This is a genomic window from Paraglaciecola sp. (assembly GCF_051252315.1).
In the GTDB taxonomy this organism is placed as follows: Bacteria; Pseudomonadota; Gammaproteobacteria; order Enterobacterales; family Alteromonadaceae; genus Paraglaciecola.
Map to the genome: position 1 here is coordinate 1 of NZ_JBPOFP010000067.1, position 26,343 is coordinate 26,343.

The window sequence follows — 26,343 nt, forward strand, 5'->3', positions numbered from 1 at the left end:
AAACAAGATAGACAGGTGCATAACATTGACTATGTTATCGCCAGCATATTTTTATTAACCATCTTGTTTACTATATTCGCCAACGTAATGTTTAATATTCCACCTGTGCTAAGTTTTTTAACCGGATTATCCATTATGTTTATTGTCACTCACTTAATGGGAGATGAAGACCACGATCCGATTTTGGAATATATTCGATATATTGAGTTTGATACTCTGTTGTTTTTCTTAGGTGTTTTACTATTGGTAGGCATGTTAGAACAAATACAAGCTCTAGAATTTTTACTCAACTTATACCAACACTTACCCCCTATATATGCCAACTATGTGATGGGGATAACATCTTCTATCGTAGACAATGTCCCCCTAACAGCAGCACTACTTAAAACCGATATCACTATGGATTTATCTTCTTGGCTGGGTTTGACTTATGCCGTTGGTGTTGGTGGTTCTCTATTGGTAATAGGCTCAGCCGCAGGCATAGTCGCAATGAGTAAAGTCTCGAGTCTAACATTTGCTCATTATGCAAAATACAGTGTACTCATACTCGTTGCATATACGATTGGTTACGCACTAGTACTAACGTTAGCCAATATTATTTAACTCAATTCGGATAACTTAAATTTTTGCCAATATTCTGTCTAAATGATTTGAAAAATTTTGTCTGTCTTTTTGGTTTAAAGGAGGTGGCCCCCCAGATTGTTCTCCACTGGCTCGCATGGTATCCATAAAATCTCTAATATTTAACCGACCGCGGATATTTTCCGAGGTAAACAATTCACCTCGAGAACTCAAGGCTAGCGCACCTTTTTCTATGACTTCTGCGGCTAACGGAATATCTGAGGTAATGACCAAATCCTCGGCTTCACAAAGTTTTACAATCTCATCATCTGCAACATCAAAACCCTGAGGTACTTGCATAGCCCTAATAAATTTAGACGCAGGTGTACGAATAAATTGATTTGCCACATAGATAGTCTCTACTTTTTTACGTTGTGCCGCTCGATTAATGATGTCTTTGATAACAATCGGGATCGCATCGGCATCTACCCAAATTTTCATACTCATACCTAACTTTAAACTCAATTAACCAAAAGGATTTTACCAGTTAAAGCTAGTGGATTAACGATTCATTTTAAAAAATTTGAACCAACTTACTCTCAACATCGTCATTTAAACCAAGACTTAGTTAAATTAACTAATTAATGAACGAATGATATACGTGAAAATTATACACAATCACTTACATTATTGTTTTGTATAGCTTTTTTTAATCTGGCACAGTCAATGCTCATAGGCTAGTTTACTTAATAACTTTACTGTAGTTAAAAACTCAGGGGATCATGATGGAACTAATAATAAATAATAAGGTTAACAGTAAGCTACTGAGCATTGTCGCACTTTTACTGTCAGTGGCTTTACTCAGTAGCTGTGGTGAAGCTGAAGCAATTACTGATAAAAAGAAAAAAGAAGTCGTCATTTCAGTTCCCGTAGAGACAAGTAACTTAATTTTAGGTGATATATCTTCTAATTATGCAACAACAGCGGTATTAGAAGCCAAAGAAGAGGCATTTGTAGTCCCTAGAGCATCAGGCATCATTCAAGAGATATTTGTAGAAGAAGGCGACTACGTTAAAAAAGGTCAAGTATTAGCGCAAATTGAACCTCGCCGTTATCACTTAAATCTAGACCGAGCCAAAGCAAACTTAGTGGGTATTGAAAAAGAGTTGAATAAAATTGATAAGGTTTACAATAAAAAACTTATCAGTGATGACACTTATGACAAAGTAACCGCACAATACAAATCAGCCAAAGCGACTCTGTCATTAGCTGAACTTGATTTAAAAGAAGCCACAATTGTAGCCCCTATTTCAGGTTTTATAGCAGAGCGTAATGCAAAAGTAGGAAATCTTACAGAATCTTTCCAAAGAGCTAGAATGTTCCACATTGTTCAACAAAAAGAATTATACGGTATTGTACACCTCCCAGAAAAAGAGTTATCAAAGGTTCATGAAGATCAGCAAGCAATATTAGAACTGACCGCTTTTAGCGGTCAAAAATCTCCGGCATACGTAGAACGTATTAGCCCAGTCATTGATTCTAAAACGGGTACCTTTAAAGTCACCTTGCGCGTACCTAACCCAAACAATACGTTAAAAGCAGGCATGTTCGCCCAAGTTAAATTGAATTACGACACACACGAAAATGCAGTTTTATTGCCTAGAAAAGCACTTTTAAGCATAGATGACAGTGTAAACGTATTTGTCATTAATGAAGGAGTTGCGAATAAACTATCCGTTAGTGTGGGTTACCAAGAAGGCGAGTATGTCGAAATATTATCGGGTTTAACGGGGGAGGAACAGGTAGTGATTACAGGCCATCATAACCTACGAGATAAAGCCCCAGTAGAAATTGTGAATCAGGATGACTCAAAACCCAAAGAGCCGTCAAAAACGCAGACAACAGACGAACACTCTGAATTAGCTAAAGGTTAGGAGTGTCATTATGAGCATGATTGATACTGCGGTTAAACGCCCCGTCACCGTTTGGATGTTTACCTTTGCAATTGTACTATTTGGCATGGTCTCTTTGTCACGTTTAGCCATTAATTTATTGCCAGAATTGTCCTACCCTACTCTGACCATACGCACTGATTATATTGGTGCTGCACCTGGTGAAATTGAACAACTGGTATCTAAACCCATAGAAGAAGCCATTGGAGTGGTGAAAGGTGTTCGTAAAGTCACCTCGACTTCTAAAGCGGGCCAGTCCGATGTGTTACTCGAATTTGAATGGGGAACAGACATGGACTTCGCCAGCTTAGAAGTCAGAGAAAAACTCGATACTATTTGGCTGCCACTGGATGTTAAAAAACCAATATTATTACGCTTTAATCCGAGTTTAGATCCGGTAATGCGTTTCGGTTTTGGAGGTGTCGCTCAAACAGACGCGACTCAATCAAACAAAACTCCAGCAGGCTCAAAAGAAAAAGCTTCTAATCAACCAAGAGTAAAACAAACTAAAAATCCTACTGAATTAACAGAACAAGGTATAAAAACCTTACGTTTGTATGCAGAAGAACAAATTAAACGCCAGTTAGAATCTGTAGAGGGCGTTGCTTCGGTTAAAGTCAGTGGAGGTCTTGAGCATGAAATACAAGTATTAATCGATCAACAAAAAACCAGCCAACTAAATATTACTGCTGACCAGATTATAAAACGATTGAAAGCAGAAAACGTTAATACATCCGGCGGCAGAGTAAAAGACGGCTCACAAGAATACTTAGTGAGAACCTTAAACCAATTTAAAAACTTAGATGATATTCGAGATCTATTTATCGCCACCCGAGAAGGTAAAAACATTCGTTTAGGTGATATTGCTAAAGTGAACGATGCCCACAAAGACCCAACATCACTTAATCGTTTTAACGGTTTTGAGGGCGTTGAGATCGCTATATATAAAGAAGGTGACGCGAATACTGTACAAGTGGCACAAAACATTCAATTCAGGATTGACCTTTTACAAAAACAAATCCCTGAACACTATCAACTGCAATTAGTTTACGACCAATCTAAATTTATTGGCAGCGCTATAGCAGACGTTAAATCTGCCGCCATCATAGGTGGCATTTTAGCCATGTTTATATTGTATTTATTTTTGAAAAATATTTGGCCAACCTTAATTATATCTATCTCAATACCTGTTTCGATTATTGCCACCTTCAATCTCATGTATGGCAATGGCATCAGTTTAAACATAATGAGCCTAGGTGGGATCGCCCTAGCCATAGGACTGTTAGTGGATAACAGCATAGTCGTACTAGAAAACATTGCTCGACATAAATCCACCAATAAAAACTTTAAACTAGCGGCAATTAGAGGCACAAAAGAAGTATCTATGGCCATTACTGCATCAACTTTGACCACTATGGCAGTGTTTTTTCCATTAGTGTTTGTTGAAGGTATTGCAGGTCAACTGTTTAGCGATCAAGCGTTAACCGTCACCTTTGCCTTAGCCGCTTCTTTGGTGGTTGCTCTAACTCTCATTCCTATGTTAGCAGCTCGGGAAAAGTCTGAAGATAACGTAAACAAAGAGACACCATTAATTTTTGAACCTAGTCCAGAAAAAGTCAAACCAAGCAGTAAAGTGGGCTGGTTCTTCCATTACTTATCGTTACCATTTTCTTGGATTGCACAAGCCTTGTTTTATTATGTACCTTTGGTTATTACAACGGTTCTTGTCTTTATTTTCAGAATGTTAAGCAAGATTTTGAGTGGGTGTTTTAAGCCATTACTATGGGCCTTCGACAAAGTATTTAACTTGATAGAATCCGCCTACCTAGTCGCACTTAAAACGGCATTAAAGGGACGATTATTAATACTATTCTCTATCATAGCGGTATCGGCCAGTTCACTATTATTATTGCCTAAACTAGGCATGGAACTTATACCCGATATGTCTCAAGGTGAGTTTTTCGTAGAAGTTAATTTACCTACAGGTTCTCAATTAGAACAAACTGATCAGGTAATTTCGGAATTAGCTAACTTTACTCAATCACTTGATGGTGTTGCTCGTACGTACGCCCTCGCTGGCACTGGTAGTTTAATGAATGTATCGGCAAGTCAAGGTGGTGAATATTGGGGTAAACTAAATGTAGTAATGAAATCCGAAGTTTCTGATCAAAATACTCAGAACGTCAAAAGCCAAATGCGTGCTTACCTCGACCAACAAGCAGGTATTCAAAGTAAATTTGGCCGCCCAGCATTATTTACGTTTTCTACTCCACTTGAAATTCAATTAGTGGGATATGACCTAAAAGCATTAAGTCAATATAGCCAAAAAATCCAAGCACAATTGCAAACCGACGACAGGTTTGCTGATGTTAAATCATCACTACAAGCGGGCAACCCTGAGCTTAAAATCGAGTTCGATCACAACAAACTTGCTCAACTAGGTCTTACCGCGCCGACAGTATCTAAATTGCTTTCCGCAAAAATTGGTGGTGAATTGGCGGGAAAATACAGTATAGAAGATCGTAAAGTAGACATTCTAGTCAGGACCCAAGAAACTCAAAGAGACTCCATCTCAGACATTGGCCAAGTTATTGTTAATCCTGGCGCAGCCTCGCCTATCCCGCTTAGTGCTGTTGCGGATATTACAATGGCAATAGGTCCTAGCGAAATAACCCGTATTGGACAAGAAAGAGTATCTGTCATCTCTGCCAACTTAAATTATGGCGATTTGAATCAAGCAGTGGTGGTAGCTAATCAACATCTTGAAAAAATTAAATTACCGCTGAATATGCAAGCAGAGGTTGCTGGACAAAGTGAAGAAATGACTCAAAGTTTTCAGTCTTTACAATTTGCTTTAGCGCTGGCTATTTTCTTAGTGTATTTGGTGATGGCTTCTCAATTTGAATCGCTACTTCATCCACTACTTATATTATTCACCGTTCCCCTAGCCTGCGCTGGTTCCATTTATGGTTTGTACTTATCTGGCACCAATCTAAGTGTTGTGGTGTTTATCGGCCTAATCATGCTTGCCGGTATAGTGGTGAATAATGCAATCGTGTTAATCGATCGCATTAATCAACTTAGAGAATCTGGGATCGAGAAAACCCAAGCCATCATCCAGTCAGCCCAAAGTAGATTGCGTCCAATTTTAATGACGACACTCACCACATCTTTAGGTTTGTTACCTATGGCAATGGGTATGGGTGAAGGTGCTGAAATTCGCACGCCAATGGCTGTTACTGTCATTTATGGTTTATTGTTTGCTACATTATTAACCTTATTGTTTATTCCTGTCATATATAGCCTCTTTGACCGCAAACACTTTAAACCAGAGTCAAACACCAGTTCCAATGAAGCACATTCATCTTCGCTAGATGCCCCATCACAAAACAATACTGCGGAGAATGTGCATGGATAAGTTTGAAAGCACAGGAGCGGCTTTGGCTGATTTCGCCATTCGTCGCCCTATCACAGTATTAATGTCTTTTTTCTCATTATTATTGTTTGGCATTATGTCTAGTCAACTATTGCCATTGGAGAAGTTTCCAAGCATAGACATACCGCAAATAATCATTCATATCCCATACAAGGATGCGACCCCAGTAGAGGTGGAAAAGATGATCACGCGGCCAGTAGAAGAAGCGCTGGCCACTATGTCTGGGATCAAAAGGCTTCAATCTCGTTCGTCTGAAGACTCTGCACAAGTTCGATTACGGTTTGCCTGGGACGAAAATTTAAAAGCCAAAGGAATTGAAGCTAGAGAAAAAATAGACGCTATTCGTGGCCAACTCCCTTCTGACGTAGAAAGAGTCTTGGTATACCAGTTCAATACCGACGATATGCCAATATTTTCTATGAATGTATCTAGTGAGCGTGACTTATCAAACGCCTTCGATTTGTTAGATCGTAATCTCAAACGGCCAATTGAAAGAGTTGCTGGTGTTTCAAAAGTTGAATTATGGGGCGTATCGTGGAAACAAATATCTATTCGTCTCGACCCATTATTAATGGCCTCGTTACAGGTTAATACTAATGAGTTATCTAGAGCCCTACGTAGTGCAAACTTTTCTATTTCAGCTGGTTCGTTTAATGATAAAAATTATGAGCAAAAAATTACGGTTAACCCACAAGGTGAATTTAACAGTGTTCAAGACATAGAAAACTTAATGGTTAAAAAAGGGGTACGTTTAAGTGATATTGCCACCGTTAAATTCGAAAAACCTAAACGTACAGATGGCCGTCATTTAGATCAGTCTTACGCTGTTGGTTTTAATATATTCCGTGAATCAAACAGTAATATGGTGGAGGTGTCTGAACAGGTTCTAAAAGTCATAGACGACGCAAACAATAACCCCGCTTTTAACGGCATTAACTTACTGATCAACGAAAATGAAGCAGAAAGTGTGACTAGGTCATTATCGGATCTGCTCTCAGCGGGCCTAATTGGCGCATTATTATCACTGCTAGTGCTTTACGCCTTCCTGCGTAATATCACCAGTACATTATTAGTGGTTTTGTCGGTACCTTTTTCCATTTGTATTACCCTAGGGTGCATGTACATGATGGGTTATAGCATCAATATATTGTCTATGATGGGCCTCATGTTAGCAGTAGGTATGCTAGTAGATAATGCTGTTGTAGTCACCGAAAGTATCGAGCACGAAAAACGTCAAATTCAAGATCCTATTGCCGCCACCAAAGCCGGTGTAGCCAAAGTCAGTCTGGCAGTCATTGCTGGCACCATTACAACAGCGATTGTATTTTTACCTAATATTGTAGGGGCAAAAGTTAATGTCACTGTGTTTTTGGAACATGTCGCCATCGCCATTTGTATCTCTTTGTTTGCATCGTTAGTTATTTCTCAGACTTTAATTCCATTGCTTTCGACTAAGATTAAGGCCAGTCAACCCAAGGTTTCTAAACAAGCCAAATCACCCAACAAAATAGCGGTGATGTATAAAAAAGTATTAACTTGGAGCTTAAACAACCAAGGTAAAACCAGTCTCATAGCCATTGCAATATTGGCAAGTACCGCTTTGCCCATGCAATACGTCACCAGTGACGACGACAATGATAACGATCAAAATCGAGTATGGATGAACTATGCCATCCAAGGTAGTTATAGCTTGGAAGAAGTAGAAAAAACCGTCAATAAAATGGAAGCCTATTTATATGCAAACCAAGAAGAGTTCTACATCAAGCAGGTTTATTCATATTATCGTTCAGGTTACGCTGTATCTGGCATAACTTTTATCGATGATATTCCTGTATCTCAAGCTATAGTCAAAAAGAAAATCCTTGAAAACATCCCTAAGTTTGCCCGCGCTAAACCTTCTTTTAGATGGAACGAAAATAACGGTGGCGGTATTAAGTTTACCTTAGTGGGTGACTCGTCAGAAACGTTGGACGATATTTCGAAACAAATTATTCCCGTCCTTAGTAACATCAAAGGTTTGTCTGATGTGAAAACCGATACCACCAAACAAAAACTAGAGTTGCAAGTCGTAGTCGACAGACAAAAGTCTTTTCGATTTGGTTTAAATACGAATGACGTTGCACAAATTGTAGCTGTCGCCCTACGTGGTTCAAACCTTAGAACCTATCGAAGTGAAGACACAGGTGAAATCGCAATTCGTTTAATGTTTGACGAGAAGCTCCAAGACTCAGTTGAAGAATTAAGAAACTTAACCATTACCCGTAAAGATGGCAAAAATGTCACCTTAGATATGATTGCTTCACTAACGGTAAAACCTAGACTTGCACAAATTAATCGCAGTTATCGTCAAACCTCTATCACCATTGGAGCCAATTTAGATGATGGTGTCACAATTAAAGACGCGAAGAAAAGTATTGAAGGGGTGATGAAACATATTAATTTCCCTACAGGGTACAACTGGACATTTGATGGCAGTATAAAAAGACAAAGGCAAAATGAATCTGCCATGCAAACAAACATGATCTTAGCCATATGTATGATTTACATTGTCATGGCCGCTTTATTTGAATCATTATTGTTACCAACTGCAGTGATAACATCTCTATTATTCTCATTAACTGGGGTATTTTGGGCCTTATTTGCAGCGGGGATGTCGATGTCAATTATGGCCATGATAGGCATGCTAATTCTGATGGGGATCGTCGTAAACAACGGCATAGTGTTAGTGGATAGGATCAACCAACTCATTGCCATTGGACATTCCATTAACCAAGCTATCATTGAGGCCTGCTTAACTCGTGCTAAACCTATCTTGATGACAGTAGCCACAACGGTACTAGGCTTAGTACCGTTAGCCATGGGTGGCACTCGCCTAGGCGGCGACGGACCACCCTACTCGCCTATGGCAATAGCCATCATTGGAGGATTGGTATTTTCAACCTTGACCAGTTTAGTCCTAGTACCGTTAGCTTATTTGTTACTTTTAAAACTAAGAGCAAAAACGACTAACATGGTAAAAAATAGCCTTTTATTAGTAAGTAAAGTAATAAAAGGCTAGTGCACTTAAGGATGATTGATATTCACTTAGCTTGGTGATTTTGCATACATAGATGATTTAGCGGTTCGGTATTGTTGTGATTGAATGGTTAAATCATCTGTAATAGCTTTTAATTAAAGCCCATCTTCAATCATACTTTTAATGGTTGAAGCTTTCACAAAGTGATCGAGCTCATGGGTTTCAATCCACCATGTCGCCACTTCCATTAATAAGTCAGGGGTATCATTTTTATTGGCGAAGAAAGCATAAAAGGACAATCCCACATTCTCACCTTTTTTCGCTATTTTTTGATTGCATACTGATACGATTTTTATTCTTAATTCTTTTCTCATAAAACCCACTACTGAGCGCAACACTTCTTATATTTTTTGCCACTACCACAAGAGCATGGATCATTACGTGACGGAAGTTTCTGTATCGTAATCGTGCCTTTTTTATTAAGCATTGCTGTTAATTCAGCAATATTTTCAATGCCACTTTCATCAACTTCAATATCAGCAAACAAGTTAGCTTCAGCAACGGTTTTTTCAATTTCTAACTTGCGCTGCGCATTACTAACAGCCAATGTAAGTGGATATTTTTTACTACCTAACTTTGCAGTCGCATTTCGTTCATATCCGTATTTGATATGACTTTGCCGTGCGTCTTGGCGACCTTTAAAAAAGAATTTATCTGACACCTGCTCTCTCCTATTAATTTCGAACGATTGTGAACTTATATGTAAAACACTAAAACTCAGCTTCAGCTTTAAACTCCATCAACTTGTTACTGATCGGGTGTTTAAATTTAAGTGTTTGAGCATGTAAATGTAACCTATTACTGGTGGTCCCATACAAATCATCACCCACTATAGGCATATTAAGACCTTGGTCATGAGCGCAATGTACTCTTAATTGATGAGTTCTACCTGTGTAGGGTTTTAGTCGGACTTTGGTTTGATTTTTTGATGGGTAATGCTCTATAACCTGCCAACTGGTTTTAGCAGGTTTACCATCTTTAAAATTAACAAGTTGCCTTGGTCTGTCGTAAAAATCGCCACATAATGGCAGTTCAATCTCTCCTCGTTTTGCATCTATTAAACCATCAATAATGGCAATATACTCTTTGTCGATCTCTCTTTGAATAAACAGCTTTTGCATAAGTTTATTAACTTGCGGAGTCAGTGCTAGTACCATTAAACCAGACGTTGCCATATCCAATCTATGCACAATTAATGGCCCTCTCGCATGGGGATACAATAACTTAATACGCTGGTAAACTGAATCTTCCACTTCTTTTCCTGGTACCGACAACAACCCGCTTGGCTTATTAACAACCAAAATTTGCCCGTCGTCAAAAAGAATATCCATGGCTTTATTAGCCCCCTGATTTTCCAAAAACGGATTATCGTCTAACGCCATACCATCTAACATATGGTGTAATATAGGTTGGCATTTACCTATACAGGCAGGGTAAAACTGTTTATGTTTTCTCACCTCTGACTTAGGGGATGCCCCCCACCAAAACTCAGCCATTGCCAATGGTGTTAATTTGTTGATAAAAGCGTATTGTAAGAGCTTAGGTGCTGCACATTCCCCAGCCCCTGCTGGTGGGGTTTCGAGTGAGGTTTCTGCAAATATATCGAGCAAACTTTTTTTCTCTAACGCACAATTAACAAAGCCATATTGCTCAAATATTTTTTCTTGAAGTTTTGATGATGTACTTTTACGAACTTGCCTAATTGTCATCAGTTCACTTTCAAGTTCATCTAGTTCCTGTTGTAATTCAGAGGCCTTACTTTGCCAATTTTGGTTTAACTCGTTTAACCGCCATTTATCATAAACACTTTGTTCGGCTAACGTTTTCAATAACGCTTGATATTGATTTTCTGCTAATTCTTTTTGTGATAATTGTCGTTGTTGTTTGCGTGTTTTGCGATTATGGATCAACTCAGTCCGCAAGTTTGATTCCTCTAATTGCCATTGTTCATGTATAAGAGTTAGTTGGCTGATCAAAATGTGACGCCGATCTGAACTTTCTAATTGCTCGATTCGGCTATTTAATTGATTTATTTCCGCTTGTTCAGTTAAAAAAAAGCTGTTGTTAGACAACAAATCAAATACCGGAGGCACAAAACCTTTAATATGATTTTTCTTCGCTAACTTGCCAGAAAAAGCAGAAATAAACCCTAACTCCCCATTAGCATTTTTAACTAACAACACACCAAACATTTTACCAATAATGTTATTAGGATCGTCTGTTAAACCAAAATTGTGTTGCCATTCTTGCTGTTGTTCCAATACCTGTTGTAATTGCTCAGCAGCTAATACACACAAAGGGTGTGGCTGGTAAAAAAATGGGAAAGTAAAACGTTCCGGTAATGAATAACTTTTAGGAAGCGGGTTAAATGAAGTAAAACACGTTTTGTTTTTTGTCATGGGTTAGCTTTGGTAATCCAGCATAGTAATATGATTTTGAATACTCGGGATCACATCTTCTTGGTGATGATTAACGTACAGTAAAGTCGTGTTACCTTCTCGAGCTAGTAGGTCGATTAGGGATAATACTTTTAGGCGGTTAATTTCATCTAAACCATTGCAAGGCTCGTCTAAAATCAACATTGTTGGGTGTTTCACCATAGCGCGTGCAATCAAAATTAAACGTTGATCGCCAAAGGAAAGTTGTTGAAACCCTGTATTAGCATGATGTTCTAGGGCCAATAGTGTTAACCACTGATTAGCTAAACTAACTTGCCGAGTAGAGGGTGCTTTATATAAACCGATACTATCGTAAAACCCAGACAAAACAACATGTAACGCAGAGCTGTTCACTCTATAGTCCAAATGCAAGCCGTTCGACATATATCCTATATATTGTTTGATTTGCCATATGGTCTCACCGCTACCTCTTTTAAACCCAAATACAACTATGTCGTTTACATAGCATTGTGGATGATCACCCGTAATTAAATTAAGCAAACAGGTTTTACCCGAACCATTAGGGCCTGTCACTTGCCAATGTTGGTTAGGCCAAATTGTCCAGTCTAGGTTTTCAAATATGATGTTTTCACCATATTGTACTTTAGCCTTTTGCAGCCTTACTATTGCGTCGTCTTTATTTAATGGCCGAGGACCAAAAATTTCACTATCGGCAGCTGGCAGAGTTAATTCGGTTTTCTGCATATGCTGAAGTTGTTTTACCTGATTTAGCAATTCATCAAGGTTGTTTGTAACTTGTGCCTGCCACTTTATTTCACCATCGTCCATCAACAACAACTGCTGACAATAGCTGGGGACTTCGCTTACTCGGTTTAACACAAATAAAAACGTAACTTTATTAGACAAAAATACTAACAAATCGGATAAACCTTCACTGGTATTGGTATCTAAACCGTCCCAAGGCTCATCTAATATCATTAAGAGTGGTTGTTGAATAATGGCTTTTGCTAACAGTAGTTTTTTAGTTTCACCTGTAGACAATGCTCGAAATGCTCTAGTTAATAAAGAATGTAAACCAAAGGTATCTAACACTTTAGCAAGCAAGGTCTGATCTAGCTGGCTATGATCAACACCCTCAAATAACACTTCTTCAACCTTAGTGGGGATTGGAATAACATCCCAAATGTCTGAGCAATCTTTTTGTTTTTCTGCTTCAATTAATGCTTGCTGTTGTACAATCGACACCCAAGCCAATGATTGAGTGACAGAGCAACTCCCAGAGTGTGATTCTTCTAAGTCTGCGTCTAGTCCATGTTTCGCAACAAAGGCACTTAAAGCTGACTTGCCACTGCCATTTGAACCTAAAATAACAGTATGTTGTGATTCAAGTAAATTGAACTGATTAACATTCAGCTGAAACGATTGTTTAAAATTAACTTGGCATTCAGACAAAGCTATCAGGGTATTGGACGAGTTCATCATTTATTATTCTGAATTTAGAATTGGAGCAGAAAAGTTATAACTTGATTATAACATTATCATGGCCGCATGAAACGGCCATAATTGGTTCACATATTTAACTGCTAATCTAATCGATTAGTTTTCTATCACTGCAATGTTTTTACCGGAAATAATAGGATCATCAGGGTTAAAAGAGCCTCTGAGTTTTATATCATCGGTTTGTTCAGCAATATAATTCCATAAACAACTACCAAAATTAGTTTTAGCTTTGGCTAACTTTGTACCATCGTCGGTGCGCACTAAAATAGTATCGCCTGCTGAAAAGTCACCATTCACACTAACAATCTCTTCACTCGTCAGTTGCACACTTTCTGTTTCTAATGACGCTGAAAAGTCGTTATCTACTACCACTTCACCTTGCGATTTAGAAGTATGGGTCATCCAATGTAAGTGTTCTTGTAAAGGAGTTTCATCAGGTTTGAAATACGTACCTGGATTATTACCTTCAAGTAAAATATTAAAGGAACGCTCAGTAAAACCATTCACAATATAAGTATGCACACCGTTTGAAACCGCTTTTTCCGCCGCTTCGATCTTGGTTTTCATCCCACCAGTTCCAACTAAGCTCGTTGCATCTCCGGCGATTGAGTAGATATAATCATCAATCTTGTCGACTTCAGGGATCAACTTTGCATCCTTGTGGGTGTTGGGGTTTTTATCATATAAACCATCAACGTCAGAACAAATAATTAAAGAATCTGCCTTTGCAGCTGCCGCCACCATAGCTGACATATTGTCATTGTCACCCACTTTTAAATTGTCAGTCGTGACTGTGTCATTTTCATTTAATATGGGTAATATGCCGTTTTCCAATAAACACGAAATAGTGTCTCGTATACTGATGTAACGTTCACGATCTCTTAAGTCGCCATGAGTTAACAATATTTGGGCGGTTGGGAAATCAAATAATTTATCCCAAGTGGCCATCATTTCAGTTTGACCAGCAGCTGCCATGGCTTTCTTCATCGCCACATTAGGCGAAACATTATCAGCAAATAACTGAGCACCCGCCGCAACTGAACCAGAAGAAACCAACACAACTTCAATGCCTTTCATGCGACAACGAATAATAAACTGAGCAATGCTTAATAAATAAAAACTACTACAGCCTTTTTTATTAGGAGCGATCAACGCACTTCCAATTTTTATTACAATCCGTTTAGAATTTAAGAATCCCATTTCACTACCCTAATTTACGCTTATTAATTGTACGATTACTGATAACACTACCCAGTTTATAAAAATGTGTTTTGAATATTCTGACGATCATAACTTTTGTAGTCGATTTATCTTAAAGGAAATATTTTTCTTTATATAAATTCCTGCCACGAATAAAAATGACAGCAAAAACATCAAAGAGAAACAACACAGACAAGACACTTTTTTTAAAAGCAACATTAACCAGTTTTGACAGACACTTTCCAATAAAGCGGAAATAAATTTTAACACAATGAATTAATATACCTTTTGATTATAAAAGTTTAGTAGGTTCAACAATTGAGAAATTAAAACAAAAAGTTTAAATTCGATATCAATTGATTAGTACACAAATTAAATTATAACAAAATACAGAACATTTTTTAAACATAACTAAATATAACATAGTATTAATAAACAACTAGGTAAATTTAACTACCACACGAAAATCAATTCGTTCTCTAATATTTATTCGAGTGAGTCCTACAATAATTAAACGCAATAAAGTTCTACTCAATGTATTAAGTTAAAGTGTATACATTGAAATAATAAAGCTTAGGTTTCGAATAATTTGATCTTCAATCTAGGGTCTGCTGACTTTTTCTGCATAAATATTTTTGACTAAACCTTTTAAATTGTGGAACGGGTTTACAGACCCAGTTGACTAAGTCAAAAATCAGCAATAATGAGCAAATAGTGAATTGGGTAAATCTATAGGACAGTGTTTGGGTGAGATTTCAGCCGCTGCGGCCCTCATATATGCAGAATAACCAGATTACAATCGTAGTTAATTGTGTAAATGTCACCCAGTTCGCTGTAAAACTAAACGCCAAAGATCATCAGCCCCTAATTTGAATTAAATACAATGACTAAAATATTTGATAAAATTATTAACTGTACACGTCGATTGGTTAGGTAAATGGAAAAGTACGAAGAATTACTGGTATCACTAAGAAAAGTCATCAGAGCAATTGATCTCTATTCTAAAAAGCTAAACAAAGAGTCAGGCTTAACAACGCCTCAACTCATTGTATTACATGAAATTGCGGCTAAAGATGGCATGATGGTCAAGGATATAGCTGAAAACATTAATTTAAGTTCAGCTACAGTCACCAGTATTTTAGATCGCTTAGAAACTCGAAAGCTTGTGATTAGAGAGCGCTCATCTGTCGATAAACGCAAGGTAGGACTGCATTTAACTGAACTAGGGTTAAGTACGGTACAAAGTGCCCCTACTCCACTGCAAGAACACTTTATTAATCGTTTTGAAAAGTTAGAAGAATGGGAACAAACCCAAATGTTGTCAACTATGCAACGAGTTGCAAAAATGATGGATGCCGATGAAATAGATGCCTCACCTTTATTAGAGGTGGGACAAATACATAGTCACCCACAAAACTAGAAAATCAACTAGTGACCTAAAGCTTTGGATAGTATGTCGATTGCCTTTTGTTCACTGCTATCTAGTTCTCCATCTGCTAAAGCGACTTCATTAACCAGTTTGAGAGCCTGCTGTTTCATATCTGCATCTAGCAATAAATTAGCTCGATGCAAAATAAACTCGTCAATACCATCGTTCTTAATTGCAGCATAACATTTAAGTAAAGTATCACGATAATAGTCTTGTTTGCTTACCTCAGACGACCACTTTAACTCAGTCAACCAGGTATTCATAAATGCTGTTTCTTGCTCATTTACTTTGCCATCCGCAGCCACTAAAAAAAGCCCTAAATCAAACATAGCTTGCCTTTGTTGTTGATCTTGACAGTGATTCATATCGATAGATTGTAAAAGATGATCAAAGCGCATGATATTATTCCTTAAATAAATACAATTTTAGTAACTTGGATTGCCGAGTTAAATTGAGAAATTCTTAGCTTTGCTTTAGGCTAGTCGAAAAATTTCAAGGTGTAATTTTAAAATGATAAAAAATGATCCTAATCCGCAATATAGTGCAAATTCAGACCGATACCAAAACATGTCTTACCCAAGATGTGGTCACAGTGGTATTAGACTCCCTTCTTTATCACTAGGTTTATGGCAAAATTTTGGTGCTGTAGATGCATTGAGCAATGCTCAAGATATGCTACACAAAGCTTTTGACCTAGGTATTAATCATTTTGATTTAGCTAACAATTATGGTCCTCCTTTTGGTTCTGCAGAGTCTACGTTTGGCAAAATCATGGCAAAAAGCCTAAAACCATATAGAGACGAATTATTAATTTCAAGTAAAGCTGGCTACGATATGTGGGCTGGTCCATATGGAATTGGTGGTTCTAGAAAATATTTAGTCTCGAGTTGCGACCAAAGCTTAAAACGCACTGGACTCGAATACTTTGATGTATTTTATTCTCATTGTTTTGATCCCGACACTCCGATCGAAGAAACCATGCAAGCCTTAGATTATATAGTACGATCTGGCCGAGCTTTATATGTGGGTATATCGAACTACTCACCAATTCATACCAAACAAGCAATTCGTATTTTGAAAGAATTAGGTACTCCTTTACTGATTAGCCAAAATAGATACAGCATGTTCGAGCGAGGAATTGAAGAAGGCCTTACTGACGTATTTAAAGACGAAGGATTAGGGTCGATTGTATTTTCACCTCTTGCTCAGGGTTTTTTAACTAATAAATATTTAAAAGGCATTCCTGAAGGTTCTCGAGCTTCTCGCAGTGAACAAATTTATTTAAATCCGGATCAAATTAGTCAAGATAAAATAGCGAAAGTTATTGAGCTTAATAAGTTAGCAGAACAAAGAGGCCAATCTCTAGCTCAAATGGCTGTAGCATGGGTATTAAGCAATGAAGCGGTTACAAGTGCAATAATAGGTGCGAGTAAAATCAGCCAAATTGAAGACTGTGTAGCGGCCTTAGATTGCGCCGATTTTACAGCAGAAGAACTAAAACAAATAAACTCTATTTTGGAAGGTTAAATTGCCAGCACACATAGCCTTAGTTAACCCTAAAAGCCCGCAAAACATGGGAAGTATTTTGCGGGCAGCAGGCTGCTATCAAGCCAAAAGTATTAGATATACAGGCGAGCGATACGCAAGAGCGAAAAGCTTTTCAACGGATACTAAAAACGCTCACTTAAATATTCCTGTTACTCAAGTAGACAACGTCATTGATCTTGATTCAGATCAAAATCTAGTCAAAATCGGCGTTGAGCTAGTTGAAGGGGCGATTCCTTTGCCTCAATTTGTGCACCCTGAAAACGCATTGTATATTTTTGGTCCTGAAGACGGGTCATTGAGCCAACACATAGTCGACCAATGCCAGCAAATAGTTTACGTACCAACTATCGGATGTATGAATTTAGCGGCAACAGTCAATGTACTTTTATACGACAGGCTAGCAAAAACTGCGGTGATGCCAAACGATGATCAAGTTATAAAAACCAGTCGCGACACCAATAATCGTACTAAGTTTGTAAATTCTAATTAATGGCTAATAGCCTTCTTTTTATTGCAAAAAATAAAGAGAAGGCTTTTCGTTATAAGGTCAATAACAATCCACCTCAAACTAAGTCATATTATTGGGCGTAACTACCGATTAAGTCTAATTCAGCAATCCCCCAATTATGCCCTGCACTGTTAATCTGATTGATAATACGTACAAACTTAGTTTTGAAACCTAATGTTTCACTAATATCAACGTCCACTGCAGCAGGGTTTTTAACCACATTAAACCAATTTACACCGTCAACTGAGAAATCGATTTGTATATTTCGAGAATAGTTATCGTTCATACCTTTTGAGTTAATAATAACTTGAGATACCAAAGCAGGCTTATGTAGTTCAACGGTAATAGCATGCCCTTTTTCTCTTCGTTGGGCGCCTCTAAATTTTGGCCAACTTTGATTACCATCGATTAACGTTTTAACGCCACTCCTAGGCATAGTGTTGAAATTAGTGGTTACTTTCCAGCTGCTTTTTTCATCTAATATTTGTGTAAATGAATCGGCTAACTCCTTGTGTGTCCACATTTTTGTACGCTCATCAGCATATTGTTTGACCTGAGCTACATTTTGTTTCGTCACTATGCTGCCTTTATTGCCAAATTCGTTACGAATATAAGTCAGTACGTCAGCCACGTATTGATCACCATTAGAAGCGATTGAAGGCATCATACCTCCGGCGAAGGTTTTACCTTCAATTGGTCCCTGCAATCCGCTTAACATCAAGTGAATCAGTTGAGCGGTATTCCCGGTTACTCTCGGATTGTCGTAGAACGATGGTGCGATGGGTGATGATTCAGTTCCACCACCTCTTCCATCGGCTCCATGACAAGTTGAACATAAACCTTTGAAGGCCTTTTCACCTGCAATCATAGCCTTAGCCAAGTCTTTATTACCCGAAGCTAATTTACGACGTTTTTCATTCATCGCAATTAGGTTAATCATTGACTTTTCTATCGCCGCCAATCCTTTTTTATTTGGGTGAGCTTTTAGAGCCTCCTGCAATATCTGCTGGTGATTATTTGACATCACGTAATACGCTGATAGCACTACTTGTTGCGAGACTTCTATGTCTTTATCTGAAGCTAATTTGAGCCACAGCTGACTGATTTTGTCACTGTTATTCGCGAATAATTGTTCAGATAAACGAATTGCAGTTATTCTTACATCTGAATGTTTGTCATCAATCAGTTCTAACAACAACTTTTGGTCTACTACTCCTAATCCTTCTAAGGTCCATAAAGCATGAATTTGGGTCTGAGGATTTTCAGAATTTCGTGCCAGTGTCTTTAAGCTAGATACAACACTCAAATCACCTTTCAATACTATTAATTTCTGTGCTTCTAATCGCCACCAATGATTATCATTAGACAAATGTTCGACTAACTCAGAAGTGGTTTGACTAAACATCCTAGGCGTTTTGGCTAACTTAACACCAGGTTTAGTAACACGATATAAACGCCCACGACCGATAGTTTTGTCAAAACCATACTCCTCTATCACACCACGTAAATAGGAACCTTTTTTAGTCCAATTTCCTTCTTGGATTATACCTCGGTACATATCTAACAAAAATACCGAACCATCTGGTGCTATACCCGACCACACAGGTCTGAAGTTAGCATCAGTTGAAGTGATAAATTCAGTACGTTGAGTTTGATATGGGTGACTTAGCACTGTGAACCCGTCTTTACGAGTCACTTTTGCCCGGCGAACCAAATTCCCAACAGGTTCTGGAATAATATAATCACCATGTAATTCCAAAAGTTCATTGGCTAAATAGATAGATTGTCCACCTCCGCCAGTGAAATGGTTTAAGGTATTATCTTCTCTTAAAAGGGGTAACCCACCTTGCACATCGGGCGTTTTATCAGTAGGAAATACTTCTCTAAACCCTTTAGATTGTTCACCCTCAACAAACACCTGACTATAAACACTCGGTGCTTGAAAGGTAAAAGCAGGGTTCTGTCCGCCAGCAGTAGAATAAAATATTCTTCCAACATTATCTTGAGCTAAACCCCATTGGCCACCGCCATAAGCTATCTCTTGAGATTGTATTTTTCCATCTACATATTTATATCGTTTGTCTGTGTAGGTGACGTACATCCAGTTATCGATTGTGTACATTAAACCGTTAGGTTGGTGTTCAAGGTTGCCACCGCGCTCGCCACCTTCATAAACTGTTTTGCGCGTATCAGAAACACCATCACCATCAATATCAGCCAACTCAATAATATCAAGGGTGTTGGTTTCGCGAACTAAGATGCGCCCGTCATCTAAAGTGGTGATCATACGGGGCAACAACAATCCATCAGCAAAAACAGTAAAGCTTTCAAATATTCCGTCACCGTCTTTGTCTTCTAGGCGTTTAATACGGCTTACTTTATTGAATTTTCCTGACCCATCTACATCTTGCATATAGGTCAACATTTCTGCTACATATAACCGACCATTGCCATCAAAAGTAAATAATACTGGCTCTTCAATTAAAGGTTCTGCTGCCACAATCTGCATTTCATAACCATCTTGTAACACCATTGTTTTTAAGCTTTCTTCAGGAGATAGTGGTACAACCTGACTGTGTAATTCAGGATTGAATCCGTCTTTTGCGAGGGTATATGTACTAAAAACAGCAAACAAACTGATAGCTAACTTAAATATATTTTTTATCCGATTCATTAGTATTACGACCTTTAACTTCAATGTAAGAATATATAACAGTCGTCATCCTATGATAATTAGAGGGTGTTAAAGCCGCATTAAACAACTTGCATAAAAACATAATCAAAAAACGTAACCTTAAATCCTTAAAAAGTCGACTTTCCAACCTAAGGTTACGTTGTTTACTTTATTTTTAAATTTAATCTACATTTTAACTACAGCTAAACCTCAACCCGTTTGCCGTCTAGAGCAATAGACTTGTACATTGCATCAACTATTTTCATATCTTGTAAACCTTCTAAACCAGACACCTTACTAGGTGAGTTTTGTCTGATACATTCAACAAAATCGTCAATTTGTAATGTTTGTTGATTAACTTTATGGGGTAATAATTGACGTTTGCCTAGGTTTCCAGCAACTCCGTTATAACTATAAGCAGGCTCAAGGCGAGCTTTACCCTTTTCATAAGAAATATACAATTCGTTTGCACTCATTGCATAAGAAGTCGTGTGATTTGAAATCAACCCGCCTGGAAACTCCATTTGCCACATCACCGTTTCTTCAACACTATTGAATTTAACCGGATCGGTTTTATATTCAACGGCTCTAACCGCAATAGGTTCTAGCCCTGTTGCATAACGAGCGGCTTGAATACAATAAATTCCAATATCCATTATCGGGCCACCACCGGAGAGTTCTTTCTTTAAGCGCCATTGTTTCGGGTTACCTATGGTAAAAGAGAAGTCAGATCGAACATGCTTAATCGGCCCTAAAGGTAACTCTTTCCCAGCTTTTTCTATTTCTAAGGTATTAGGTTCAAACTGCAATCGATACCCCACAGACAACTTAACCCCAGCGTTATCACAAGCAGCAATCATTTCTTCACATTCAGCAGCAGTCAATCCCATTGGTTTTTCAGTAATCACGTGTTTACCAGCTTTTGCCGCTCGGATGACAAACTCTTTATGCATGGAATTTGGCAATACAATATAAACAATATCAATTGCCTTATCTGAAATAATCTTATCGAAGTTTTGATAGTTGTAGATATGTGATGGGTCAATTCCATACTTATTTGACCAAACTATTTCTTTAGCGGGAGTACCAGTCACAATGCCAGCCAAATATGCACTATTGGAGACAGCCAATGCAGGCGCTAATTGATTGGTAGCGTAATTCCCTAGCCCCACTAACGCTACACCTAACTTTTTAGAGTTAGGCGTTGTTGCCATGACGCTGGTTGCGAACGAGCTCACACCGATTGACATCATGCTAGCGCCTACTCCCTTTACAAAATTTCGTCTACTTGTTTGTTTCTTATTGTTATTTTTCATTTTTAAATTCCAGTTTTATCTATTTAAACACTAAATATCTAGGCTAAAAATACAACAGTCAGAATTTAATATAAATAAATCAAAAATTAATACGAGTATTAAATTAAATACTATGCAACTAAATATTTTTTATCTTTGTAGGAATTTAGCTAAGCAACTTGTTAGAATGCGCGGCTAAAAGATTTGTATATCTCTCCAATCAAGGAAATTTTGGTAGTGTTCAATATTAAGGAAATGGTGTCGGCACAACATTTAGCACAAAGGGCAGTTTGGTCTAAGTCTTTGTCTGTTGTGTTGTTTATAATGACATTACTGATTTTTTTGCCACTTGTTTATCATTTCAGTATTGCTTTACAGCCGGCTAAAGCAATTGCAAAAAATGGGCAAATTTTAATTCAGTCCAATGATTACTCTATAAGAGAAACACTCGCGTTAGATGGCGACTGGTTATTTTTTTGGCAAGCACTACTCACTCCAGAACAAATAAGTAAAAAGAGCCACCCTCACTCAATAATTAATGCTGGCGGAGGTTGGCAAGCCGATAAATACGCCTCCCAATATAAGGCAATCGGATTCGCCACTTATCAATTAAACGTTGAGCTTGAGCAATACTCCAACAATTTGGCGTTATACATTCCCCCCATTGAAAGTGCGTACAAGTTATTTATAAACAATGATTTGGAAGCATCGGGAGGTGTACTCAGTACAACAGAACAAACAGCTAAGCCAGGATATAAGACAGAAATCATTAGGGTGCCTGATAATATAAAGCGGTTTACAATTACCGTTCAAGTATCAAACTTTAATTCAAGCTGGGGTGGATTGTGGGAGCCTATAGTACTAGGTGATGCTAACGCTTTACATACAATTCAAAGGGATCAAGTTGCCCTTAGTATGTTCATATTAGGTGCCCTTTTAATTACTATTATCCATTCATTGATCCAATACTTTTTACGCCCCACTGATAATATACCTTTGGTATTCTCTTGTTTATGTTTATTACTGTTTTTACGTGAGTTGACCGTTGAACATATGAGCTTTATTTTATCTTCACTCTCAGGTGGTTTTGTATTAATCACTAAGTTAAATTTCTTTAGTTATTATGCAGGTTTCCCGGCTGCTCTATATTTCTTTCACTTGTGTTACGGCCAAGAATTTAACAAAAGGTTTTGTTCGTTAATATATTCAATATGTTTACCATTTTCTGCATTTGTATTGCTATTTCCTACCCAATACTTAGGCCTATCTACCACTATATTTCAAGTGATTGCACTGGTCATCATGAGCTACATACTCTATAGAACTTGGGTGGCGACACAGAATAAACGAAGAGGTGCAGGTATTATGTTAGCGGGCTCGTTATTCGCCTTTACATTTGCCTTTAACGACATTTTAAATATGAATAATGTTATCGATACAGGACGATTTTTTAGTTTAGGGATTATCGGTTTCATCATGTGCCAAAGTTTTGTAACTAATGGTCGATTCGATAATTTCATCGATAAAAATGCGACCTTAACGGAAGAGCTAAAAGAACGAAACTCTGACCTAGAATTGATGAGTAAACTTCTAGAAACCAAAGTAGAACAACGCACACAACAGCTTCAAAAAGCCAATGCAGAGTTAAACACATTAGCCAACCATGACCCTTTAACCAATGCATATAATAGACACGGTATACAACAACATATTCAAGGCTCATTCGAACGTTATCGTCGCACCCAAGAACCTTTTAGTTTATTACTTATAGATTACGATCACTTTAAGGAGATAAACGATAATTATGGCCATGATGTAGGTGATTTAGTATTAATGACAGGTGCAGATCTAATAAAAAATGTCATGCGGGAGCAAGATAAATTAGCGCGATGGGGAGGCGAAGAGTTTCTTATTTTATTGCCAGGAACAACCATCGAAGGTGCGACAGCAATTGGGGAAAAATTAAGACTGGCAATCAATGAAAAACCCATAGGCCAGCCACTCGGTATAAAAGTATCTATTACAGCCGGAATAGCACAGGTAAATATAAGTGATAGTTTCGATACTATGTTTAAACGAGCAGATGATGCGCTTTATAAAGGTAAAAAATCGGGTAGAAACCAAATATGCGTGTGATCTAAAAGCTAAAACCCAACAATAAAACGAAATACAAAAAGCCTAAACCTAAACCCCACCAAACTTTAAAATAGGTTGTGCTTTAATCCATAACGGATATTGCGTCATCACCTTATTAAACATAATACTTTGTAAGTATCGATTTAGCCAAGATTTCACCCCCGGATAAGGTGACTGTAGATACCACTTTCGCTCTACTTTGGCGAACTGTCGAATAAATGGCAAAATTGCAATATCAGCCATGCTTTCCAGATCACCGAACAAATATTGTTGCTCAGTTAATTTATCTTCTAACAGCTGTATGTACACCTCACATTCTTGCCTACATTGCTGTAGATTACTTTCATGATAACGTTTAGCGCATTTGTAATCCTCTAACCTAGATTTAAACTCATGGTCAAAGCGAAATATCAAATTCAAAATATCTTCAGTGTTACTTTGAGAATCAAATTGTTTATAAATGTTTTCTTGGCTATTAGCTCGGAGTAAATTAGCTGGATCTTTCTCACCCAATGCCCAAAGCATAATATCAATACTTTCATCGATAACCCTTTGTTTACCGCCTCCAGAGTTTGAAGGAATAACCAAGACAGGCACAGTACCCTTGGGTGAAGCCAAAAGCATCTCTTCAGGTTTATTCTTCAACACAATATCTCGTAACTCAACAGTAATGGTGGATTTAAAAATAGCAATCCTTGCACGCATTGCATACGGACAATTTCTTAGAGAATATAAAATAGGTAATGGCATAAAATTGTATTAACCACGGTTGATAGAGTTATAATTTACACTCTGTATTTTATCTTGAATCACTGGTTAAATCTATTGTCATGCTGGGGCAAACCAATCTGTTCCTTTATGGAAATACAAGTCATATACAGGTAAAATCCCCCGCTAAATTTTGGGAAAGCCCAAGTAATATCAAACAAACAGAAGTTGAATAAATGAATTCCAAAATAGAACTATTGGCCCCTGGCGGTGATCTTGACGCAATTAAGGCAGCGATAATTGCTGGCGCTGATGCTGTATATTGTGGTTTAGACAACTTTAACGCTCGTAATCGAGCGTCAAATATCAACTTCGAACAACTGGTAGGCATTATTCGACTGGCCCATCAATACCAATGCGAAATATTCTTAACGTTAAACATTGTGATTTTGGAACGTGAATTTAAATCACTGGCTAAATTATTAAGTAAACTTGTCAACACCACCTTAGATGGTGTCATAGTGCAAGATATAGGGATGTTCTATATTTTGAAGAAACACTTCCCTACTCTAGACATTCACGCTTCGACACAATTAACCACACACAATCTTGGTCAAGTTCCGTTTCTTAAAAAGTTAGGGGCGTCCAGAGTAAACTTGTCTAGAGAATTAAATTTACGTGAAATTACTGCAATGACGGCAGTGGGACACGAGCATGGCATATTGACCGAAGTATTTGTTCACGGCTCTTTGTGTGTGGCGTTTTCAGGTTTATGTTATTCAACTTCAGCCAGCGCCGGAAATTCAGGAAACCGAGGAAGATGCAGTCAAGCATGTCGTGAAGAATATGAAACCACTGAATCAGGAAATAACTTCCCCTTAAACCTTAAAGACAACTCCGCATTTTTTGACTTACCAGCATTAATTGAAGCGGGAGTGCACTCTTTTAAGATTGAAGGAAGAATTAAAAGTGCCAGTTATGTGCACACAGTTGTCGATAGTTTTAGAAAACAAATTGACGGATTTTTACAAACCGGCGAACTGACTCAAGACGGAGAGCGTCTTTATAAGGTTTTTAATCGAGATTTTTCTAACGCATTTTTGCGCGGTGATTTAAACCAATCTATGTTTATTGAAAATCCAAGAGACAATTCTAAAAACCACGCATTAAATCAAGCGAATGCAATTTCTGTCGTACAAATTCAAAGTGTCGAACAAAGTTTAGATAGTGAAAAAGCACAAATGTCAGCCTCTGTTTCTGAAAAAATACAGCACCTGAGTATCGAAAAACCAACACTAACGCTAAGGTTTTCAGGTGAATTAGATCAACCTCTTAAAATTACAGTAATAGTGACCGAAGCAGAAACCTTAGTCACTCATAAAAAAGAAAACAGTTTTGTAGTACAAACCTCAGAATTGTTAAGTGCTAATAGCCGCAATCCTCTTGATCAAGTAGCTATAGATAAACGATTTAAAAGTATGCATAACGTCGGTTTCAATTTAGCCTCGTTAGATACTGAAGATTTAGCGAAAAAACTAAGCATTTCTTTTAAGTCGCTTACCGCAATAAAGAACGAAATCACCAGCACTTTAAATGAAGGCCAAAAGGTACTGACTGAAGTGCTGTTACCCAAATTAGAAAGCTTTCCTAAACCTGCTGCCAACAAAGAAAATGCTATTGCAAACTTATCCATACTCATTTCAGATCCAGCTGATTTAGGGCTTATTGAAGAAACTGATGTGGATGTATATTTCAAACTTCCAGATGCATACAAACGAGACTGTACTCGATATGTAGATTTTTTATCAGACAATCCTAGGCTAATCCCTTGGTTCCCTTCTGTTTTAATTGGTAAAGACTTTGACGTGGCAATTAATATTTTAGAGAAAGTAAAACCAGAGCTTATTGTCACGAATAATAC

19 protein-coding genes are annotated in these 26,343 nt (G+C 37.8%); 9 read left to right on the forward strand and 10 right to left on the reverse strand.

Annotated elements, in window-relative coordinates; genetic code table 11:
• Positions 1-603, forward strand: a 603-nt coding sequence (gene nhaD, locus ACSHXM_RS13610; protein WP_435689312.1) for a sodium:proton antiporter NhaD, incomplete at its 5' end; no start/stop codon positions are given.
• Between the two features lie 15 nt (positions 604-618).
• On the opposite strand, the gene ACSHXM_RS13615 is transcribed toward nhaD, so the two are convergent.
• Entirely contained in the window at positions 619-1,062 is a 444-nt protein-coding gene (locus tag ACSHXM_RS13615; RefSeq protein ID WP_435689313.1) for a YaiI/YqxD family protein, read from the reverse strand.
• 284 nt (positions 1,063-1,346) lie between these two features.
• Between ACSHXM_RS13615 and ACSHXM_RS13620 the strand changes: the two genes are divergently transcribed.
• Genes ACSHXM_RS13620 through ACSHXM_RS13630 form a run of 3 tightly spaced genes read left to right on the forward strand, consistent with a single transcriptional unit; the run spans position 1,347 to position 9,007 of the window.
• On the forward strand, positions 1,347-2,495 hold the full coding sequence (locus ACSHXM_RS13620; protein WP_435689314.1) for an efflux RND transporter periplasmic adaptor subunit: 1,149 nt from the start codon (positions 1,347-1,349) through the stop codon (positions 2,493-2,495).
• A 10-nt stretch (positions 2,496-2,505) separates the two neighbouring features.
• Positions 2,506-5,931 (forward strand): efflux RND transporter permease subunit, encoded by a 3,426-nt coding sequence (locus ACSHXM_RS13625; protein ID WP_435689315.1) that lies wholly within the window; start codon positions 2,506-2,508, stop codon positions 5,929-5,931.
• Complete coding sequence (locus ACSHXM_RS13630; protein ID WP_435689316.1) at positions 5,924-9,007, forward strand: efflux RND transporter permease subunit; 3,084 nt, start codon at positions 5,924-5,926, stop codon at positions 9,005-9,007. Before ACSHXM_RS13625 ends, ACSHXM_RS13630 begins: the two co-directional genes overlap by 8 nt.
• Positions 9,008-9,120: 113 nt before the next feature.
• Here the strand turns inward: ACSHXM_RS13630 and ACSHXM_RS13635 are convergent, their stop codons facing one another.
• The 5 genes from ACSHXM_RS13635 to proB form a co-directional block, all read right to left on the reverse strand.
• Positions 9,121-9,339, reverse strand: coding sequence for a DUF6500 family protein (locus ACSHXM_RS13635; RefSeq protein ID WP_435689317.1), 219 nt, complete (start codon positions 9,337-9,339; stop codon positions 9,121-9,123).
• An 8-nt stretch (positions 9,340-9,347) separates the two neighbouring features.
• Positions 9,348-9,686 carry a PBPRA1643 family SWIM/SEC-C metal-binding motif protein gene (locus tag ACSHXM_RS13640; RefSeq protein WP_435689318.1) on the reverse strand — a complete coding sequence of 113 codons (339 nt, stop codon included), beginning with the start codon at positions 9,684-9,686 and terminating at the stop codon, positions 9,348-9,350.
• A gap of 49 nt (positions 9,687-9,735) precedes the next feature.
• Positions 9,736-11,424 carry a pseudouridine synthase gene (locus tag ACSHXM_RS13645; protein ID WP_435689319.1) on the reverse strand — a complete coding sequence of 563 codons (1,689 nt, stop codon included), beginning with the start codon at positions 11,422-11,424 and terminating at the stop codon, positions 9,736-9,738.
• Between the two features lie 3 nt (positions 11,425-11,427).
• Complete coding sequence (locus ACSHXM_RS13650; protein ID WP_435689320.1) at positions 11,428-12,906, reverse strand: ATP-binding cassette domain-containing protein; 1,479 nt, start codon at positions 12,904-12,906, stop codon at positions 11,428-11,430.
• Between the two features lie 114 nt (positions 12,907-13,020).
• Positions 13,021-14,124, reverse strand: a complete 1,104-nt coding sequence (gene proB / locus ACSHXM_RS13655; protein ID WP_435689321.1) for a glutamate 5-kinase — start codon at positions 14,122-14,124, stop codon at positions 13,021-13,023.
• A 937-nt stretch (positions 14,125-15,061) separates the two neighbouring features.
• Here proB and ACSHXM_RS13660 point away from each other — a divergent pair.
• Complete coding sequence (locus tag ACSHXM_RS13660; protein ID WP_435689322.1) at positions 15,062-15,544, forward strand: MarR family winged helix-turn-helix transcriptional regulator; 483 nt, start codon at positions 15,062-15,064, stop codon at positions 15,542-15,544.
• A gap of 8 nt (positions 15,545-15,552) precedes the next feature.
• Here the strand turns inward: ACSHXM_RS13660 and ACSHXM_RS13665 are convergent, their stop codons facing one another.
• Positions 15,553-15,951: a tellurite resistance TerB family protein gene (locus tag ACSHXM_RS13665; protein WP_435689323.1), complete on the reverse strand. Its 399-nt coding sequence runs from the start codon at positions 15,949-15,951 to the stop codon at positions 15,553-15,555.
• Between the two features lie 112 nt (positions 15,952-16,063).
• On the opposite strand from ACSHXM_RS13665, the gene ACSHXM_RS13670 reads away from it, so the two are divergent.
• Positions 16,064-17,080, forward strand: coding sequence for an aldo/keto reductase (locus tag ACSHXM_RS13670; protein ID WP_435689324.1), 1,017 nt, complete (start codon positions 16,064-16,066; stop codon positions 17,078-17,080).
• A gap of 1 nt (position 17,081) precedes the next feature.
• A complete protein-coding gene (locus ACSHXM_RS13675; RefSeq protein ID WP_435689325.1) occupies positions 17,082-17,591 on the forward strand; it encodes an RNA methyltransferase in 510 nt (169 codons plus the stop codon).
• A gap of 88 nt (positions 17,592-17,679) precedes the next feature.
• Here the strand turns inward: ACSHXM_RS13675 and ACSHXM_RS13680 are convergent, their stop codons facing one another.
• Both ACSHXM_RS13680 and ACSHXM_RS13685 read right to left on the reverse strand, forming a co-directional pair.
• Complete coding sequence (locus tag ACSHXM_RS13680) at positions 17,680-20,283, reverse strand: DUF7133 domain-containing protein (RefSeq protein WP_435689326.1); 2,604 nt, start codon at positions 20,281-20,283, stop codon at positions 17,680-17,682.
• Between the two features lie 203 nt (positions 20,284-20,486).
• The gene (locus ACSHXM_RS13685; protein ID WP_435689327.1) at positions 20,487-21,599 is read right to left on the reverse strand and encodes a Gfo/Idh/MocA family protein; all 1,113 of its coding nucleotides are present in this window, start codon (positions 21,597-21,599) and stop codon (positions 20,487-20,489) included.
• A 216-nt stretch (positions 21,600-21,815) separates the two neighbouring features.
• Between ACSHXM_RS13685 and ACSHXM_RS13690 the strand changes: the two genes are divergently transcribed.
• Positions 21,816-23,714, forward strand: a complete 1,899-nt coding sequence (locus ACSHXM_RS13690; RefSeq protein ID WP_435689328.1) for a sensor domain-containing diguanylate cyclase — start codon at positions 21,816-21,818, stop codon at positions 23,712-23,714.
• Positions 23,715-23,762: 48 nt separating this feature from the next.
• On the opposite strand, the gene ACSHXM_RS13695 is transcribed toward ACSHXM_RS13690, so the two are convergent.
• The gene (locus ACSHXM_RS13695; protein ID WP_435689330.1) at positions 23,763-24,464 is read right to left on the reverse strand and encodes a glutathione S-transferase; all 702 of its coding nucleotides are present in this window, start codon (positions 24,462-24,464) and stop codon (positions 23,763-23,765) included.
• Positions 24,465-24,658: 194 nt separating this feature from the next.
• Here ACSHXM_RS13695 and ACSHXM_RS13700 point away from each other — a divergent pair.
• Positions 24,659-26,343, forward strand: a 1,685-nt coding sequence (locus ACSHXM_RS13700; RefSeq protein WP_435689332.1) for a peptidase U32 family protein, incomplete at its 3' end; no start/stop codon positions are given.

Bases quoted from the DNA above. Each gene is read 5' to 3' on its own strand.
- ACSHXM_RS13615 (WP_435689313.1), bottom strand. From the start codon at position 1,062: ATGAAAATTTGGGTAGATGCCGATGCGATCCCGATTGTTATCAAAGAC.
- ACSHXM_RS13620 (WP_435689314.1), top strand. From the start codon at position 1,347: ATGGAACTAATAATAAATAATAAGGTTAACAGTAAGCTACTGAGCATT.
- ACSHXM_RS13625 (WP_435689315.1), top strand. From the start codon at position 2,506: ATGAGCATGATTGATACTGCGGTTAAACGCCCCGTCACCGTTTGGATG.
- ACSHXM_RS13630 (WP_435689316.1), top strand. From the start codon at position 5,924: ATGGATAAGTTTGAAAGCACAGGAGCGGCTTTGGCTGATTTCGCCATT.
- ACSHXM_RS13635 (WP_435689317.1), bottom strand. From the start codon at position 9,339: ATGAGAAAAGAATTAAGAATAAAAATCGTATCAGTATGCAATCAAAAA.
- ACSHXM_RS13645 (WP_435689319.1), bottom strand. From the start codon at position 11,424: ATGACAAAAAACAAAACGTGTTTTACTTCATTTAACCCGCTTCCTAAA.
- ACSHXM_RS13650 (WP_435689320.1), bottom strand. From the start codon at position 12,906: ATGATGAACTCGTCCAATACCCTGATAGCTTTGTCTGAATGCCAAGTT.
- proB (WP_435689321.1), bottom strand. From the start codon at position 14,124: ATGGGATTCTTAAATTCTAAACGGATTGTAATAAAAATTGGAAGTGCG.
- ACSHXM_RS13660 (WP_435689322.1), top strand. From the start codon at position 15,062: ATGGAAAAGTACGAAGAATTACTGGTATCACTAAGAAAAGTCATCAGA.
- ACSHXM_RS13665 (WP_435689323.1), bottom strand. From the start codon at position 15,951: ATGCGCTTTGATCATCTTTTACAATCTATCGATATGAATCACTGTCAA.
- ACSHXM_RS13670 (WP_435689324.1), top strand. From the start codon at position 16,064: ATGATAAAAAATGATCCTAATCCGCAATATAGTGCAAATTCAGACCGA.
- ACSHXM_RS13680 (WP_435689326.1), bottom strand. From the start codon at position 20,283: ATGAATCGGATAAAAAATATATTTAAGTTAGCTATCAGTTTGTTTGCT.
- ACSHXM_RS13685 (WP_435689327.1), bottom strand. From the start codon at position 21,599: ATGAAAAATAACAATAAGAAACAAACAAGTAGACGAAATTTTGTAAAG.
- ACSHXM_RS13695 (WP_435689330.1), bottom strand. From the start codon at position 24,464: ATGCCATTACCTATTTTATATTCTCTAAGAAATTGTCCGTATGCAATG.